The sequence below is a fragment of the Erwinia sorbitola genome, from assembly GCF_009738185.1.
GTDB lineage: Bacteria > Pseudomonadota > Gammaproteobacteria > Enterobacterales > Enterobacteriaceae > Erwinia > Erwinia sorbitola.
On sequence record NZ_CP046509.1, the window covers coordinates 633,081 to 650,194 of the forward strand.

At 54.1% G+C, this 17,114-nt stretch carries 15 protein-coding genes, 1 pseudogene and 1 riboswitch; of the genes and pseudogenes, 10 read left to right on the plus strand and 6 right to left on the minus strand.

Annotation, left to right across the window (positions count from 1 at the left end; genetic code table 11):
* Positions 1-72 precede the first annotated feature (72 nt).
* Both glnE and hldE read left to right on the plus strand, forming a co-directional pair.
* Positions 73-2,907 carry a bifunctional [glutamate--ammonia ligase]-adenylyl-L-tyrosine phosphorylase/[glutamate--ammonia-ligase] adenylyltransferase gene (glnE, locus tag GN242_RS02885; RefSeq protein ID WP_154753040.1) on the plus strand — a complete coding sequence of 945 codons (2,835 nt, stop codon included), beginning with the start codon at positions 73-75 and terminating at the stop codon, positions 2,905-2,907.
* Positions 2,908-2,995: 88 nt separating this feature from the next.
* Positions 2,996-4,432 (plus strand): bifunctional D-glycero-beta-D-manno-heptose-7-phosphate kinase/D-glycero-beta-D-manno-heptose 1-phosphate adenylyltransferase HldE, encoded by a 1,437-nt coding sequence (gene hldE, locus GN242_RS02890; protein WP_154753039.1) that lies wholly within the window; start codon positions 2,996-2,998, stop codon positions 4,430-4,432.
* Between the two features lie 45 nt (positions 4,433-4,477).
* On the opposite strand, the gene ubiK is transcribed toward hldE, so the two are convergent.
* Positions 4,478-4,786, minus strand: coding sequence for a ubiquinone biosynthesis accessory factor UbiK (gene ubiK / locus GN242_RS02895; protein WP_154753038.1), 309 nt, complete (start codon positions 4,784-4,786; stop codon positions 4,478-4,480).
* Positions 4,787-4,934: 148 nt separating this feature from the next.
* A riboswitch (FMN riboswitch) is annotated at positions 4,935-5,084 on the plus strand.
* 108 nt (positions 5,085-5,192) lie between these two features.
* Here ubiK and ribB point away from each other — a divergent pair.
* Positions 5,193-5,831: a 3,4-dihydroxy-2-butanone-4-phosphate synthase gene (gene ribB, locus GN242_RS02900; RefSeq protein ID WP_154753037.1), complete on the plus strand. Its 639-nt coding sequence runs from the start codon at positions 5,193-5,195 to the stop codon at positions 5,829-5,831.
* Positions 5,832-6,008: 177 nt separating this feature from the next.
* The gene (gene ygiD, locus GN242_RS02905; protein WP_154753036.1) at positions 6,009-6,794 is read left to right on the plus strand and encodes a 4,5-DOPA-extradiol-dioxygenase; all 786 of its coding nucleotides are present in this window, start codon (positions 6,009-6,011) and stop codon (positions 6,792-6,794) included.
* Positions 6,795-6,880: 86 nt separating this feature from the next.
* Here ygiD and GN242_RS02910 read toward each other — a convergent pair whose 3' ends face one another.
* From GN242_RS02910 to tolC, 3 genes are all read right to left on the minus strand, one after another.
* Positions 6,881-8,041 (minus strand): glutathionylspermidine synthase family protein, encoded by a 1,161-nt coding sequence (locus GN242_RS02910; RefSeq protein ID WP_154753035.1) that lies wholly within the window; start codon positions 8,039-8,041, stop codon positions 6,881-6,883.
* 6 nt (positions 8,042-8,047) lie between these two features.
* Entirely contained in the window at positions 8,048-8,710 is a 663-nt protein-coding gene (locus tag GN242_RS02915) for a DUF1190 family protein (RefSeq protein WP_154753034.1), read from the minus strand.
* A gap of 145 nt (positions 8,711-8,855) precedes the next feature.
* Complete coding sequence (gene tolC, locus GN242_RS02920) at positions 8,856-10,334, minus strand: outer membrane channel protein TolC (protein WP_154753033.1); 1,479 nt, start codon at positions 10,332-10,334, stop codon at positions 8,856-8,858.
* Positions 10,335-10,544: 210 nt separating this feature from the next.
* On the opposite strand from tolC, the gene nudF reads away from it, so the two are divergent.
* From nudF to GN242_RS02950, 6 genes and pseudogenes are all read left to right on the plus strand, one after another.
* A complete protein-coding gene (gene nudF, locus GN242_RS02925) occupies positions 10,545-11,177 on the plus strand; it encodes an ADP-ribose diphosphatase (RefSeq protein ID WP_156286881.1) in 633 nt (210 codons plus the stop codon).
* Positions 11,177-11,602, plus strand: a complete 426-nt coding sequence (locus GN242_RS02930; protein WP_133843846.1) for a DUF1249 family protein — start codon at positions 11,177-11,179, stop codon at positions 11,600-11,602. Before nudF ends, GN242_RS02930 begins: the two co-directional genes overlap by 1 nt.
* Before the next feature lie 184 nt (positions 11,603-11,786).
* Positions 11,787-12,614 (plus strand): 3',5'-cyclic-AMP phosphodiesterase, encoded by an 828-nt coding sequence (cpdA, locus tag GN242_RS02935; protein ID WP_154753030.1) that lies wholly within the window; start codon positions 11,787-11,789, stop codon positions 12,612-12,614.
* A gap of 3 nt (positions 12,615-12,617) precedes the next feature.
* Positions 12,618-13,196, plus strand: a complete 579-nt coding sequence (yqiA, locus tag GN242_RS02940) for an esterase YqiA (protein WP_156286882.1) — start codon at positions 12,618-12,620, stop codon at positions 13,194-13,196.
* A 53-nt stretch (positions 13,197-13,249) separates the two neighbouring features.
* Positions 13,250-15,145, plus strand: a complete 1,896-nt coding sequence (gene parE, locus GN242_RS02945; protein ID WP_156286883.1) for a DNA topoisomerase IV subunit B — start codon at positions 13,250-13,252, stop codon at positions 15,143-15,145.
* A gap of 75 nt (positions 15,146-15,220) precedes the next feature.
* Positions 15,221-16,124, plus strand: a pseudogene (locus GN242_RS02950) (LysR substrate-binding domain-containing protein).
* Positions 16,125-16,175: 51 nt separating this feature from the next.
* On the opposite strand, the gene GN242_RS02955 reads toward GN242_RS02950, so the two are convergent.
* On the minus strand, positions 16,176-16,484 hold the full coding sequence (locus GN242_RS02955) for a putative quinol monooxygenase (protein ID WP_154753026.1): 309 nt from the start codon (positions 16,482-16,484) through the stop codon (positions 16,176-16,178).
* Between the two features lie 44 nt (positions 16,485-16,528).
* The gene (locus GN242_RS02960) at positions 16,529-17,110 is read right to left on the minus strand and encodes an NAD(P)H-dependent oxidoreductase (RefSeq protein WP_154753025.1); all 582 of its coding nucleotides are present in this window, start codon (positions 17,108-17,110) and stop codon (positions 16,529-16,531) included.
* Between the last annotated feature and the right edge of the window lie 4 nt (positions 17,111-17,114).

A 17,114-nucleotide genomic window follows, 5' to 3' on the forward strand; every position in this document is an offset into this window, starting at 1 on the left:
CCGCAAGGCGGCAAACGGGTGAAGCCCATGAGGGGACTTGAAGTATGAGGGGGGATATAGGGAGTGTAGGGTATGGTGTCATCATTAACTCAGCCGCTGCCGGTAGCGATGCAGGAGCAGATAGCGCTGCTTAACCCGCTATTTAGCGAAGCGTCTGCCCGGCAGCAGGCGGTGCTGGTGTTTAGCGATTTTATCAGTGATAACCTGGCAAAATTTCCCGCATGGTGGCAGCAGATTCAGCAACAGCCCCCTCTTCCGGATGAATGGCGTCACTACGCTGAATGGTTACAGGAGCAGCTCGCTTCAGTTCAGGATGAAAACGCGCTGATGCATGAACTGCGCCTTTTCCGTCGGCATATGCTGACGCGTATCGCCTGGATGCAAACGCTGGCAACCAGCGATACGCAACAGTCCCTGCGGCAGCTCAGTGAACTGGCGGAAATCCTGATTGTTGCAGCCCGCGACTGGTTATGGCATGCCTGCTGCCGTGATTTTGGCACCCCGATGAATGCTGCCGGAGAGCCGCAGCCTCTGCTAATCCTCGGCATGGGGAAATTGGGCGGCGGCGAGCTGAATTTCTCCTCTGATATTGACCTGATTTTTACCTGGCCGGAAAACGGCACGACGCGCGGCGGCAGGCGTGAGCTGGATAATGCCCAGTTCTTTACCCGTCTTGGTCAACGCCTCATTAAAGTGCTGGATCAACCGACTGTTGATGGCTTTGTGTACCGCGTCGATATGCGCCTGCGTCCGTTTGGCGACAGCGGGCCGCTGGTGTTGAGTTTTGCTGCGCTGGAAGATTATTACCAGGAGCAGGGACGCGACTGGGAACGCTACGCGATGGTCAAGGCGCGCCTGATGGGTGATGACAATGATCGCTGGAGCGAGGAGTTGCGCCAGATGCTGCGGCCGTTTGTTTTCCGTCGCTATATCGACTTCAGCGTGATCCAGTCACTACGAAATATGAAAAGCATGATCGCCCGTGAGGTCCGGCGGCGCGGGCTGACGGATAACATCAAACTCGGCGCGGGCGGGATCCGCGAAACGGAGTTTATCGTCCAGGTGTTCCAGCTTATCCGTGGCGGCCGCGAGCGCTCGTTACAGCTGCGCTCTCTGTTGCCAACGCTGGATGCTATTGGGCAGCTTAATCTGTTATCAACTGAGCAGGTGCAGCAGTTGCAGGGGGCCTATCTGTTCCTGCGCCGCCTGGAAAACCTGCTGCAAAGCATCAACGATGAGCAGACGCAGACGCTGCCGGCAGGTGAACTGGATCGTGCGCGTCTCGCGTGGGCTATGGGCTTTGCAGACTGGTTCGCGCTGCATCTGGAGCTTGACCGGCATATGCTGGCGGTGCGTACCATATTCAACGATTTGATCGGTGATGATGCTCCAGAAAACGGCGATAACCGTGAAGCCGGTGAATATGGCGTGCTGTGGCAGGATCAGCTGGAAGAGGCCGAGCTGGAACCTCTGGTTCCCCATTTGACCCGTGAAGCGCGACAGCAGCTGCTGCGTACTATCACCGAATTCCGTCAGGATGTTGATAAACGCACCATTGGGCCACGCGGTCGCCAGGCACTGGATCAACTGATGCCAAGGTTGCTGAGTGAAGTAGTACCGCGTGAGGATGCTCCGGTTACCCTGAGCCGTCTGACACCGCTGCTGCTTGGCGTAGTGACGCGCAGTACCTATCTTGAACTGCTGACCGAATTCCACGGCGCACTGAAGCATTTAATCCGCCTGTGCGCCGCATCACCAATGGTTGCCAGCCAGCTGGCGCGACATCCGCTGCTGCTGGATGAACTGCTCGATCCCGCTACGTTGTATCAGCCTACCGCGACCGATGCCTATCGTGATGAGCTGCGCCAGTATCTGCTGCGTATTCCTGAAGAAGACGAAGAGCAGCAGCTCGAAGCATTGCGCCAGTTTAAACAGGCCCAGCATCTGCGTATTGCCGCGGCAGATATCGCCAAAACCCTGCCGGTGATGAAGGTGAGCGATCACCTCACCTGGCTGGCAGAAGCCATGATTGAGTCTGTGGTGCAGCAGGCGTGGAATCTGATGGTGCAGCGCTACGGTCGTCCCTCCCATCTGACTGGTGACAGCGAGCGCGGTTTCTCAGTGGTCGGCTATGGCAAACTCGGGGGCTGGGAGCTGGGCTACAGTTCAGATCTCGATCTGGTATTCCTGCATGACTGCCCGTCAGAAGCGGTGACGCTGGGCGAGCGCAGCATCGACGGGCGTCAGTTCTATTTGCGTCTGGCGCAGCGCGTAATGCACCTGTTCAGCACCCGGACTTCTTCCGGTATCCTCTACGAAGTGGATGCTCGTCTGCGCCCTTCAGGATCTGCGGGCATGCTGGTCAGCACCCTGGATGCCTTTGACGACTATCAGCGTAATGAAGCATGGACCTGGGAACATCAGGCGCTGGTTCGTGCGCGTATCGTGTATGGCGATGCCGCCCTGAGCCAGCGTTTTGACCAGATACGGCGTGGAATTCTGTCGTTACCGCGTGACGCCGATGCGCTGAAAAAGGAAGTGCGCGAAATGCGTGAGAAAATGCGCGCACACCTCGGTAACAAGCACAAAGGGCGCTGGGATATCAAAGCTGATGAAGGCGGGATTACTGATATTGAATTTATTACCCAGTATCTGGTGCTGCGATATGCCGCTCAGGAGCCGATGCTGACCCGCTGGTCTGATAATGTGCGCATTCTTGAACTGCTGGCAAACAGCGGAAAAATGGAGCAGGAAGAGGCAGTGGCGTTGACCCACGCTTATGTCACGCTGCGCGATGCGTTACATCATCTGGCATTACAAGAGCTGCCTGGCCATGTGGAAGAGAGCGCCTATGCTGCTGAGAAAGCCGTGGTTAATGCCAGCTGGCAGGCATGGCTGGGTGCCTGATTTAGCGTGCAGATGCGATGATTAGTCAGTCTTGCAACTGTGCTATCATCGCGCGCACTAATTTTTACTGCCGTCTGGAGTCTCTGGAATGAAAATTACACTACCCAATTTTACGCGCTCGGGTGTGCTGGTGGTGGGCGATGTGATGCTGGATCGCTACTGGCACGGCCCAACCAGCCGTATTTCACCTGAGGCCCCGGTGCCGGTGGTGAAAGTTGAACACGTGGAAGAGCGCCCGGGCGGCGCGGCCAACGTGGCTATGAACATCGCTGCCCTTGGTGCTGCCTCGCGCCTGGTCGGCTTAACCGGTGTTGATGATGCGGCGCGGGCGCTTAGTGCGTCCCTGACCGGAGTAAACGTTCAGTGTGATTTCGTCGCTGTTCCTACTCATCCCACTATCACTAAGCTGCGGGTACTTTCCCGTAACCAGCAGCTGCTCCGCCTTGATTTTGAAGAGGGCTTTGACGGGGTCGATCCTACGCCGATGCATGATCGCATTCAGCAGTCGCTGCCGACTATCGGTGCGCTGGTACTGTCTGACTATGCTAAAGGCGCGCTGGCAAGCGTGGAAACCATGATTGCCCTGGCACGTAAAGCGGGTGTACCGGTGCTGGTGGATCCAAAAGGAACCGATTTCGGTCGCTACCACGGGGCTACGCTGCTGACGCCAAACCTGTCTGAGTTTGAAGCTGTGGTAGGTAAGTGTAAAACTGAAGAAGAGATTGTTGAACGCGGTATGGCACTGATGGAACAGCATGCGCTCTCTGCACTGCTGGTGACCCGTTCAGAACATGGTATGACCCTGTTGCAGCCGGGTAAGGCACCGTTCCATATGCCAACTCAGGCGCAGGAAGTGTTCGATGTGACAGGGGCAGGAGATACCGTTATCGGCGTACTGGCGGCCGCGCTGGCAGCAGGGAACACGCTGGAAGAGAGCTGTTTCCTCGCGAATGCAGCGGCGGGCGTAGTGGTTGGTAAGCTTGGTACCTCGACCGTGTCCCCGGTGGAGTTGGAAAACGCCGTGCGGGCGCGTCCTGAATCCGGTTTCGGCGTAATGGACGAAGCTCAACTGATTGCTGAAGTGGCGAAAGCCCGCCAGCGCGGTGAGAAAGTGGTTATGACTAACGGCGTATTCGATATTCTGCATGCGGGGCATGTCTCTTACCTGGCCAATGCTCGTAAGCTGGGCGACCGTCTGATTGTTGCCGTGAATAGCGATGCCTCAACCCGACGGTTGAAAGGGGAAACCCGTCCGGTAAATCCACTGATCAACCGCATGATCGTGCTGGGTGCGCTGGAAGCTGTGGACTGGGTAATTGGTTTTGAAGAGGACACACCGCAGCGTCTGATAGCGGAAGTGCTGCCCGATCTGCTGGTCAAAGGCGGTGACTACAAGCCGGAAGATATTGCGGGAAGTAAAGAGGTGTGGGCCAACGGCGGAGACGTGCGGGTACTCAACTTCGAAGACGGTATTTCTACCAGTAATATCATTAAAACGATAATTTCTGGCAGCGGGAAAAACTAATCCTTATCGGCTGCCCTTTAAGGGCAGCCGTATTGCAGATAAGGCTTAGTCTGCGTTTTTTTCGTCGCTGCCAGCAGGTTTTACGTCGCTTACAACAGGGACTGGGGCTGGCGCAGCACGACTTTCCAGTTCAATCAGGCGCTGTTCCAGTGCAGCGAGTTTTTCGCGGGTACGCAGCAGTACCTGAGTCTGTACATCAAACTCTTCGCGGTTAACCACATCCAGACGTGTCAGCTGTGCCTGTAATGTCTGACGAATTTTCTTCTCCACATCATCACCAAACTCACGAATGCCTTTCGGCATAGATTCGTGAACCTGACGGGCCAGTTGTTCAATTTTTTTTGGGTCAAGCATAGCGGCTTCCTGATAACAGCGAGTTTTATCTTTAGTGTAATCCCAGATGCGTCCGGTATAAACCTGAAAACACTATAGTCACTAAACGGATATCATTTTGACCTTTTTGTTCGTTGCCCTGTCACTTTTTCAGCGCTATGATAACTCTGCTTATTCTCAGGGCGGGGCGAAATTCCCCACCGGCGGTAAATCAGCTTTTGCTGAAAGCCCGCGAGCGCTTCAGGGTTATTCCTGAAGGACAGCAGATCCGGTGTAATTCCGGGGCCGACGGTTAGAGTCCGGATGGGAGAGAGTAACGATTCTTGACGGGCTTTTGCTCGCCTCGCGTTATTTTTTTGTCACTGCATGACACTCCTAAGCACGCCCTGATTCTGGTAACCCATACATTTATTAAGGTTTATTTACCATGAATCAGTCGCTACTTTCTGAATTTGGCACGCCTGAACAGCGTGTTACCCGTGCCATCGAGGCACTGCGCGAAGGCCGCGGTGTGATGGTTTTAGATGATGAAGATCGTGAAAACGAAGGTGATATGGTCTTCGCCGCCGAAACCATGACCGTTGAACAGATGGCTCTGACCATTCGCCACGGCAGCGGTATTGTCTGCCTGTGTCTGACGGAAGAACGTCTTAAGCAGCTGGATCTGCCAATGATGGTGGAGAACAACACCAGCTCTTACGGCACCGGTTTTACCGTGACTATCGAAGCCGCTAAAGGCGTCACCACCGGTGTTTCCGCCAGTGACCGCCTCACCACCATCCGCGCCGCCATTGCCGATAATGCAAAGCCAGAAGATCTTAATCGCCCGGGGCACGTATTCCCGCTGCGCGCCCGCGCCGGTGGCGTACTGACCCGTGGTGGTCACACCGAAGCCACCATTGATCTGGTTAGCCTGGCAGGATTTAAGCCAGCAGGAGTGTTATGTGAGCTGACGAACGATGACGGCTCAATGGCGCATGCACCGGAAGTGGTGGTGTTTGCAAAACAGCACAACATGCCGGTAGTGACTATCGAAGATCTGGTGGCTTACCGCCGTAATCGCTAAGTTATCTCAGGGCCGGTTTAGTTATCCCGGCCCTTTCCCCGCTATATTTCGTTGGTTCCCTTTTGTAATTTCCCTTCAAATTTTCTGAATATCTTCGTCATGGTTATCCAGGTTCATCCGTGGAAAAAAGGGCGTAATGTGAGCTCCATTGAACAAAAACTTTCCCGGAGTAACACCATGAGCCACACACGTATGCCGGCACTTTTCCTTGGCCACGGCAGCCCGATGAATGTTCTGGAAGAAAATATCTGGACTGAAACCTGGCGCGAATTGGGTAAAACTTTACCTCGTCCGAAAGCGATTATTGCAGTTTCTGCACACTGGTACACTCGTGGAACCGCAGTAACGGCGATGGAAAAACCACGCACCATCCATGATTTTGGTGGGTTCCCGCAGGCACTATTTGATACCCAATACCCGGCCCCAGGCTCCCCGGAGCTGGCACGTCAGGTGGTGGAAGCGCTCGCGCCGGTAGAGGTCAACCTTGATCAGGAGTGGGGATTCGACCACGGTTCATGGGGCGTATTAATTAAAATGTACCCGGATGCAGATATCCCTGTAGTGCAACTGAGCATAGATGGCACTAAGCCTGCGGCTTACCATTTTGAACTGGGCCGTAAGCTGGCTGCGCTGCGTGATCAGGGCATTATGATTGTTGCCAGCGGTAACGTAGTGCATAACCTGCGTATGGTGCGCTGGCAGGGCGAAGCACAGGCCTATCCGTGGGCGGATGCCTTCAACCAGTACGTTCGCGACAATCTCAGCTGGGAAGGGGCTGATGAGCAGCATCCGCTGGTAAACTTTATGCAGCACGAAGGCGCAGCGCTGTCGAACCCAACGCCGGAGCATTACCTGCCGCTGCTGTATGTGCTGGGGGCGCGTACTGAAGGTGAAGCCATCTCTGTCCCAGTAGATGGGGTGGTGATGGGATCATTAAGTATGTTGTCGGTGCAGGTGGGATAACAGAGGCCGGGCATGCCCGGCCACGACGTGACAATTGTGCACAGTCATGTGTTGGGGCGAGGCATATCTCGCCCGACGATCACACATTATTCGATAAACGCATGCGGATAGAAGCGTGACAGATCCTGGGTGATCAAATCGCGATCTTCACGCAGGCCGATACCCGCAGGCTGATCGTTGATCAACCAGGATCCGATCAGCGTATAGCTGTCGCCGAATTTCGGCAGAGGATGGAACTGCTGCACAATCATCCCTTCTTCGCCGTACGGCCCGTCGACGCGCGCAATCTCCTGACCGTTTTCTACGATACGAATATTGGCACCTTCGCGTGAAAACAGCGGCTTAACCACATATTTGTCCATGTGGGGTACGTTATCTTCTGCGAAATAAGCGGGAAGAAGGTTGGGGTGATTCGGGAACATTTTCCACAGCAGCGGCAGCAGCGCTTTATTAGAAATAATGCTTTTCCAGCCCGGCTCCAGCCAGCGAACACCAGCATCAGCCAGCTTGGTGGAAAACATTTCGCGCAGCATAAACTCCCACGGATAAAGCTTAAACAAATTACCAATCACCTGGTCGTGAACGTCGGTAAACTGTCCTTTCTCACCGAGGCCGATCTCATCCATATAGAGGAATTCACTCGGCAGACCCGCTTCCGTCGCGCAATCCTGCAAATACTGTACGGTGCCACGATCTTCATCGGTATCACGGCAGCAGGCAAAATGGAGCCAGCTAAAACCGTGCTGCTGATGCAGTTCGCCAAAGCGTTCGATCAGCTTTTCTTGCAGACTGTTAAACTGGTCACTGCCAACAGGAAGCTGACCGGCGTTAAGCTGATCTTCCAACCACAGCCACTGGAAAAACGCGGCCTCATAAAGTGAGGTCGGGGTATCTGCGTTATTCTCCAGGAGTTTGGCCGGTGAGTGCCCGTCCCAGGCGAGATCCATTCTGGAATATAGCGACGGTTGCCCGCTCTTCCACGACTCGCGAACAAAATCCCAGGTATGTTTGGGAATGCGGAATTTGGTTAACAGCTCTTCGCTATTAACCACCTGCTCCACCACCTGCAAACACATCTGGTGCAGCTCGCTGGTCACATCTTCCAGAGATTCAATCTGTTGCAACGTAAACTGGTAATAAGCATCTTCACACCAGTACGGTTCCCCGTGCATGGTGTGAAAGTGAAAACCATATTCCGTCGCTTTTTCCCGCCAGTTAGGGCGTTCTGCAATGGCAATACGCTTCATGAGCGGTTAGCCCCCCATGCTGCGGCTGGTGCCAGAGGCACTGCTGCGCTGCATGGATGTTTGTTTAGCAACGGTCTCACCAAATCCACCGCGCGTAACGGTGCTGGTGGTGGCCGGTTTCGGTGCGAGGGCAGTTTTAGGAACGGTCATGGTACGGCCCGGGGTTGCTGCACCGTAGCTCTTGCCGCTGGCATCAACAAACTTACCGTTTGCCGGGCTGCCAGGTGCACGAGAGGTAAACAGCGGCTGCTGCGCGCCCATACCGCCACCCATCATACGGCCCATCATGTAACCCGCCATCAGTGGCATCCAGAAGCTGCCGCTTGACTGCGATTCTGCATTGGTGGTGCCTACGCCAGCCTGGGCCGGGGCCTGCTGACACTGACCTTCGCCGAACTCGGCTACACAATCTTCACGGCTGGCGTATTTAGGTGCCGTTTTAACCGCCTCTTCTTTGGCCTTGTTAAACGCCGTGGTGCACTGTTCGCTCTTGCCTGGGTTGGCTGTAGAACAGTCATCAGCATTCTGATACATCGATACCGTTTCATCGGCCTGTTCACATGCGGCCAGCATAAATACTGCACTTACCGCCAGTGCTACTGGCGTTAAATGACGTGCGCTCCAGCTTTTGCGAAAGGAGGCATGATTAATTTGTTTAGTCCGTTTCATCACTTTTCATCCTGTGCCCAAAGGTAAGTGCATAGGATAGGGGAACAGCGGTGAAAAATGAAGCGATGAAGCCTTGCAGGATGGGGATCTTTACTTAGCTATACGTTTGATTGTGAAGGGGCAGCGTTTGCTGCCCCTCAGGAGATTATTGACTGAATGGATTACCGCTGGCGCGAGTCGACGTCTTACTACTCGCCTTGCTGCTGGTAGGGATAACCTTGCTGGCAGAACGCTGTTCGGCACCGTCCACATTGGCGGTCTGCTGTGCATTTTCCGGGGCGACGATTTCCGGCGAAGTGCCGACATCTTTGCCCAGGTGATTATTCAACGTTTGCAGATCCTGCTCGTTAAGCGTACCCAGCGCGGATTTAATATTGAGCTGGTTAATCATATAGCTGTAACGGGCGTTAGCCAGCTGCTGCTTGGCGTTAAACAGCGTGGTGGTGGCATCCAGCACGTCAACGATGGTGCGGGTACCTACTGAGTAACCGGCCTCCATCGCATCCAGTGAACTCTGCGCAGATACAACGGCCTGTTTGTAGGCATTAATGCTGCTGATAGAGGCATTAACGTTGTTAAACGAAGAGCGTACGGTCTGGATGGTGCTGCGGTGTGCACTTTCCAGCTGCTCGCTGGCGGAAACAAAGGCGTACTGCGCCTGTTTCACCTGTGAGCTGACTGCACCGCCGCTGTAGAGTGGCAGATTGAAGCTCAGACCAACCTGGTTACTGCCGCTGATGTTGTCAGTGCTGTTAGGGCTGGCGCGGTCGCCGCCGTAACGGGTATTCGATAATCCGCTGGAAGCGGTCAGATCCAGCGTTGGCATATGGCCGGTTTCTGATGAACGAATCTGTTCACGTGCCAGATCCTGAGACAGGCGGGCAGAGAGCAGCGACAGGTTGCGGCTTTCAGCTTCTTTCAACAGCGCATTAACGGGCTGAGGTTTTTCAGTTTGAAAGTTTTCAACGTTCAGCGATGCCAGCGTTGGGTAGTAATTGCCGGTCACCTGACGCAGAGTCTCTACCGCATTATCGAGGTCGTTACGCGCGGAAACTTCGCTGGCCAGTACGCTGTCGTACTGTGAGCGGGCGTTCTGCACGTCAGTGATAGCCACCAGGCCCACATTAAAACGCTGAGTGGTCTGATCCAGTTCACGATAGATAGATTGCTTCTGCGCTTCGGTATAAGAGAGCGTGTCGATGGCATTCAGTACGTTGAAATAGGCGGTAGCAGTGTTGAGAATCAGGTTCTGCTGGGCTGTCTGATAGGTGACATCCTGAATACCGGCGGTCTTTTCCTGAAGTGTCAGAGCGCGCCATTTCGACATATCAAAAATGGTTTGAGTTAATTGCAGCGATGCACTTTTTGAGTCGTTGTGGGTATCACGCGCATCGCGGTAACCGCTGTTATAGGTGTAGTCAGCGCCCAGACCTAGCTGAGGTAAAAGCGGGCTGCGGGCTTCGTTAATTTTCTCAAAGGCAGCATCACGATCGGCCGCAGAGCTACGAAGGTCAGGATTTGATAAACGTGCCTGCTGATATACTTGCAGCAGGTTTTCAGCCTGGCTGGCAACACTGAAGCCGCCCAGGCTCAGACCGATGAGTAAAGGGAGCAGTTTGTTCATTTGCATTCCTTGTAGTGCAGCAAAATTGCTATGGTAGCGCTGACATAGGCCAAAAATTATCGCCGATAATAGCAGACAGTTCCGATTAGGTAAGTTGGCTGAAAGTGCCATCTTGCCCTAATTTACTCAAATAAGTTGTTAAGAACCAGACAACTGACGGAATAGTCTTGCACTTTATGTTTTTGCCACCGCTCAACAGGAGACGTTGTTATGGAAACTGGTAGCAAATACCCAGTGACTTTCACTAAAAACGATGTAGAAATTATTGCACGGGAGACGTTATATCGCGGTTTTTTTTCGCTCGAACGTTATCGCTTTCGTCATCGCCTGTTTAAGGGCGGGATGAGTGAAGAAGTTTCACGTGAAATTTTTGAGCGCGGCCATGCTGCGGTGCTGCTACCCTATGACCCTCAGCGCGATGAAGTGGTGTTGATTGAGCAAATTCGTATTGCTGCTTACGATACCAGCCCCACGCCCTGGGTGCTTGAGCTGGTAGCGGGAATGATTGAGCCGGGTGAAACCCCGGAAGAGGTAGCGCGCAGAGAAGCCGTTGAAGAGGCGGGCCTGACTGCCGGGCGTGTAAAACCAATAGTTAACTACCTCTCCAGCGCCGGAGGTACCACCGAGCGGCTGGCGGTGTTTGTAGGTGAAGTGGATGCCAGCGTGGCGCAGGGAAACCACGGCCTGGAGGAAGAGAATGAGGATATTCTTGTACATGTGGTCAGCCGTAGTCAGGCTTATCAATGGGTGGAACAGGGGAAAATAGATAACGCTGCTGCTGTCATTGCTTTGCAATGGCTGGAGCTGCACCATAAACAGCTACGCCAAGAGTGGAATCCTTAATAATGAAACGCTATGTTCCCGACTTTCCTGAAATGATGCGCGTCTGTGAAACGAATTTTGCGCAGTTGAGGCGTTTATTGCCGAAGGAGGATCGGGTAGGCGAATCAATGGCGTATCAGGTGAACGGTGCCAGCTATCTGATCACTATTCAGGAGTCGACCCGTTACACCACGCTGGTGGAAATCCGGCAAACGGCTCCTGCGGTCAGTTACTGGAGTCTGCCTTCTATGTCGGTTCGTCTTTATCATGATGCTATGGTGGCGGAAGTGTGTTCCACTCAGCAGATCTATCGCTTTAAAGCACGTTATGATTATCCTAATAAAAAGCTGCATCAGCGTGACGAAAAGCACCAGATTAACCAGTTTTTAGCAGACTGGCTGCGCTACTGTTTGTCCCATGGTGCAATAGCCGTTCCGGTATGTTGATTGGTTATTCATACCTCTGGTTGTGTCGGCGCGCTGGTTTGCCGCATAACCCGGCTTCTGCCTGTGGCTCATTCCTTAGGGGTAGCACCAGTGTTGTTCAAAAACGTATTGCGTTTTTGTTCCGTAACCCGAATTATTTAGAGTAAATAACTGCGACAATTCCAGAGCTAGTTAAGGACTTTGATTGGATAGCCTGTTAAAACTTCCTGTGGCGAGTGGGTCCAGAGTCAGGATTTTACAGATAACGGATACTCACCTTTTTGCGGGTAAACATGAAACGCTGTTGGGCGTGGATACCTGGGCCAGTTTTGATGCCGTGCTGGATGCGATCGCAGCGCAGCAGCGGCACTATGATTTGATTGTTGCTACCGGCGACCTGGCTCAGGATCACTCTATTGAGGCCTATCAGCATTTCGCTGAGGGTATTGCGCGTCTGCCCGCTCCCTGCGTCTGGTTGCCCGGCAATCATGACTTTCAGCCTGCGATGTTTACCACGCTGGCGGCTTCCAGTATTGCCGACCAAAAACAGGTGCTGGTTGGGGATCACTGGCAAATAGTGCTGCTGGATAGCCAGGTGTTCGGCGTGCCGCATGGGGAACTGAGCGACTACCAGCTGGAGTGGCTTGAGTGCGCGCTGGCTGCCGAACCGCAGCGACATACGCTGGTGTTACTCCATCATCATCCGGTGCCTTCAGGCTGCTCGTGGCTGGATCAACACAGCCTGCGTAACCCGCATATGCTTGATGTGGTTCTGCAACGTTATCCGCTTGCCAAAACCCTGCTGTGTGGTCATATTCATCAGGAACTTGACCTCGACTGGCAAGGCCGGCGTGTGCTGGCGTCGCCGTCCACCTGTGTGCAGTTCAAGCCACACTGTACCAATTTCACCATTGACGCTGAACCTCCCGGTTGGCGCTGGCTTGACCTCTACGACGACGGCCGACTGGAAACTCAGGTACAGCGCCTCGCCACTCGTATGTTTAATCCGGATCTCGATTCAGAAGGATACTGACCGATGCCCACGTTGCTTTATCTGCATGGTTTCAACAGTTCGCCGCAGTCAGCGAAAGCGACACAATTCAAACAGTGGCTGGCAAAACATCGCCCGGATATCACGCTCTATGTGCCACAGCTTCCTGCGTTCCCATCCGATGCGGCCGCGATGCTTGAGAGTTTTGTCTTGCACGCTTCTGGCGAGCAGCTGGGGATTATCGGCTCGTCACTGGGCGGCTACTACGCCACCTGGCTATCGCAATGTTTCACTCTGCCTGCGGTAGTGGTTAACCCTGCTGTACGCCCGTTTGAGCTGCTGGCCGATTACCTGGGCCACAACGAGAACCCATACACCGGGCAGCAATATGTGTTAGAGTCACGCCATATTTACGATCTAAAAGTGATGCAGATTGACCCGTTAGAGTCGCCGGATTTACTTTGGCTGTTGCAACAAACGGGTGATGAAGTGCTCGACTACCGTCAGGCCCTGGACTACTACAGCGCCTGCCGCCAGACGGTAGAAGAGGGCGGAAATCATGCTTTTATCGGATTCGAACGCCATTTCTCTGCAATAATCGACTTCCTGGGTTTTCAGGAGTGAGATAGCCGGAGTCTGGCCACTCATATTTAGCCACCACCAATCAGATTGTTACGATGACTCAATCCAGCTATAACGCTGACTCCATTGAGGTTCTCAGCGGCCTTGAACCCGTGCGTCGCCGCCCGGGTATGTACACCGATACCGTGCGTCCTAACCATTTAGGCCAGGAAGTGATCGACAACAGCGTGGATGAAGCGCTGGCCGGTCACGCTAAACGCGTGGAAGTGATTCTGCACGCTGACCAGTCGTTGGAAGTGATCGACGACGGGCGCGGCATGCCGGTGGATATTCACCCTGAAGAGGGCGTGCCGGCCGTTGAGCTGATTTTCTGCCGCCTGCATGCCGGCGGTAAGTTCTCCAACAAAAACTATCAGTTCTCCGGCGGCCTGCACGGCGTGGGGATCTCGGTGGTTAATGCCCTGTCAAAGCGCGTAGAAGTCACCGTTCGCCGTAATGGCGAAGTGCACGAAATGGCGTTTGAAAACGGCGATAAAGTACAGAACCTGACAGTTACCGGCACCGTGGGTAAACGTAACACCGGTACCCGCGTGCAGTTCTGGCCGGATGAATCCTTCTTCGACAGCCCGCGCTTCTCAGTTTCGCGCCTGAGCCACCTGCTGAAAGCCAAAGCGGTACTGTGCCCGGGTGTGGAAATTGTCTTCAAAGACAAAGTAAACAATACCGAGCAGACCTGGTGCTACGCCGATGGCCTGACCGACTACCTGATGGAAGCGGTTAACGGGCTGCCGACGCTGCCGGAAAAAGCCTTTGTAGGTACGTTTGTCGGTGAGGCGGAAGCGGTGGACTGGGCGCTGCTGTGGCTGCCGGAAGGCGGCGAGCTGCTGACGGAAAGCTACGTTAACCTGATCCCGACCATGCAGGGCGGGACGCACGTTAATGGCCTGCGCCAGGGGCTGCTTGATGCGATGCGTGACTTCTGCGAATACCGCAATATTTTGCCGCGTGGCGTGAAGCTGTCAGCGGAAGATATCTGGGATCGCTGCGCCTATGTGCTGTCAGTGAAAATGCAGGATCCGCAGTTTGCCGGGCAGACCAAAGAGCGTCTCTCATCCCGACAGTGCGCGGCCTTCGTTTCTGGCGTAGTGAAAGATGCCTTCAGCCTGTGGCTGAATCAGAACATTCAGATCGCAGAAATGCTGGCGGAGCTGGCAATATCCAGCGCCCAGCGCCGCCTGCGTGCAGCGAAAAAAGTCGTGCGCAAAAAGTTGACCAGCGGGCCGGCACTGCCTGGTAAACTGGCCGACTGTTCAGCACAGGATCTAAACCGCACCGAGCTGTTCCTTGTGGAAGGGGATTCTGCGGGCGGTTCAGCCAAGCAGGCGCGCGATCGTGAATATCAGGCGATCATGCCGCTCAAAGGTAAGATCCTGAATACCTGGGAAGTCTCCTCTGATGAGGTTCTGGCATCGCAGGAAGTGCATGATATTTCGGTGGCGATCGGCATCGATCCGGACAGTGACGATCTGACCCAGCTGCGTTACGGCAAGATCTGCATTCTTGCGGATGCGGACTCCGATGGTCTGCATATTGCCACACTGCTGTGCGCGCTGTTTGTGCGCCACTTCAGCACGCTGGTAAAAAATGGTCACGTTTATGTTGCGATGCCGCCGCTTTACCGCATCGATCTTGGCAAAGAAGTCCATTACGCGCTGGATGAAGAGGAGAAAACCATCATCCTTGAGAAACTTAAGCGCAAAAAAGGCAAGCCGGGCGTACAGCGCTTTAAAGGTCTGGGTGAAATGAACCCGCTACAGCTGCGTGAAACTACGCTCGATCCCAATACGCGCCGCCTGGTGCAGTTAACCATTAGCGATGAGGATCTGCCACATACCATGGCAGTGATGGATATGCTGTTGGCGAAGAAGCGCTCTGAAGACCGCCGCAACTGGTTACAGGAAAAAGGCGATACTGCCGAAATCGAAGTGTAACCAACCCCGGTGCAGTCATTGTCGGGGGCGACGTTTATCCGTCGCCCCTATCACCCCTCAGCCGAAGATCCGCCATTGAAAATCACCCTTGAAGAGCTGCGTGCGTGGGTTGTTGTGGTCGATACCGGTTCGATCACCCGCGGCAGCGGAACAGCTTAATCAGACCACCTCCGGCATCAGCCGCGCCCTCAGCAGGCTGGAAAGCAAACTGCAAACCACACTGCTGCATCGTACCACCCGCCGTATTGCGATGACCGAAGAGGGGCAGATCTTTCTTGAGCACGCGCGTCAGATCATCCGTTCGGTGGAGGCCGCCGAAGAGCAGATTGCCCAGCGGCGCGAGATCCCATCCGGCCGGCTGCGTGTCAATGCTGCTACGCCGTTTATGCTGCATGTCATTGTGCCGCTGATGGCCGAGTTCTCACGTCGTTTTCCGCTGATCCAGCTGGAGCTGAATACTGATGAGGTGGTGATCGACCTGCTGGAGCAGCAGACTGATATCGCCATCCGCATTGGCGAACTACGCGACTCCACCATGCATGCCCGTGCCCTCGGCAGCAGCAGACTGCGGCTGATGGCCAGCCCGGCATATCTGGAAGAGTTCGGCGTGCCGCAGAGCGTGGCGGAAATGGTAGATAAACACCGCCTGCTTGGCTTCTGCAATCTTGAACAGCACAATATCTGGCCGGTATGGCGTTCGGAGGGGGAATTTTTACACATCAAACCAACGGTGATGGCATCAAGCGGTGAAACGCTGCGCCAGCTGGCCGTGAATGGTATGGGTATTGCCCGGGTATCAGATTTTCTCAGCCGCGAAGATTTGGCTTCAGGCAGACTGGTACCGGTACTGGAGGCTGAAACCCGTGAGATGTACCATCCTATCCACGCTGTTTACTACCGCAACAGTACGCTTTCAGCGCGTATCAGCTGCTTCCTCGATTATCTCAGCGAACAGTTCGCCAGCAAAACACTGCTGTAAAAAAAGGCGAACCAAAGACGGTTCGCCCGATGATTTACCCGATCCTGACCGCTACTGCGCGGGTTCCAGTACATAGATTTTCACATCCACCACATCATCTTTAATGGCGGTACGGTGTGCTTCCATATGGTCAGTCTGCTGATGCTGTTCAAGATGGCGCAGTGATTCCCACTGTTCGACCATAAAAATCGAGTCCGGAGAATACTGTTTCCACGGCACCTGCGCTTTATGGTCAATCAGCGCCTGGTAACTACCGCAGCCCTCTTCATCCAGCACGGTTGGGGTGAGCTTCTCAATCGCATGTAAAACGGCAGTACGTCGTCCTGGTTTGATACAAATTTCTGCGATGACGGTCAGCATACTGTTTCCTTTTACTCGATGTAACTCGATGGGTGAGTCTTTAGTTAAGCAAAAATCGCGCTCAGATGAGTCCGATAGCGTGCGATATCGCCCTCAATATCCGGTTGTTTGATAACATCGTTACAGATAAAGGTCGGCAGAGGATCCATGCCGAGGAACTGATTCGCCTTGTGGAAATGCAGATAGACGCCATCAACGCCCACGCCTTCAAAGAACTGTTCCGGGTCGGTAAAGGCCTGTAATGGTGCATTCCAGGTCAGCGACAGCATATAGGTTTTACCCTGTAACAGGCCACCGGAGCCATATTTTTTTGCAGCGTCGGAGCGGGTACGGCCATCGCTGGCATACAGTTTACCGTGGCCTTCGGTGAATACTTCATCGATATATTTTTTCAGCGTCCAGGGTTCGCCCATCCACCAGCCCGGCATCTGATAGATAATGGTATCTGCGGCGAGGTATTTTTCAATCTCGTCGGCGACCACGTAACCGTCGTCCAGTACGGTCACATCAACCTGGTGACCCGCGTCACGCAGAAAGCTGGCGGCAACGTTAGTCAGGGTATGGTTCAGCTCGCCTTTTGAGTGGGCGAAGGCTTTTCCTGCATCAATAATTAAAATCTTGCTCATAAAT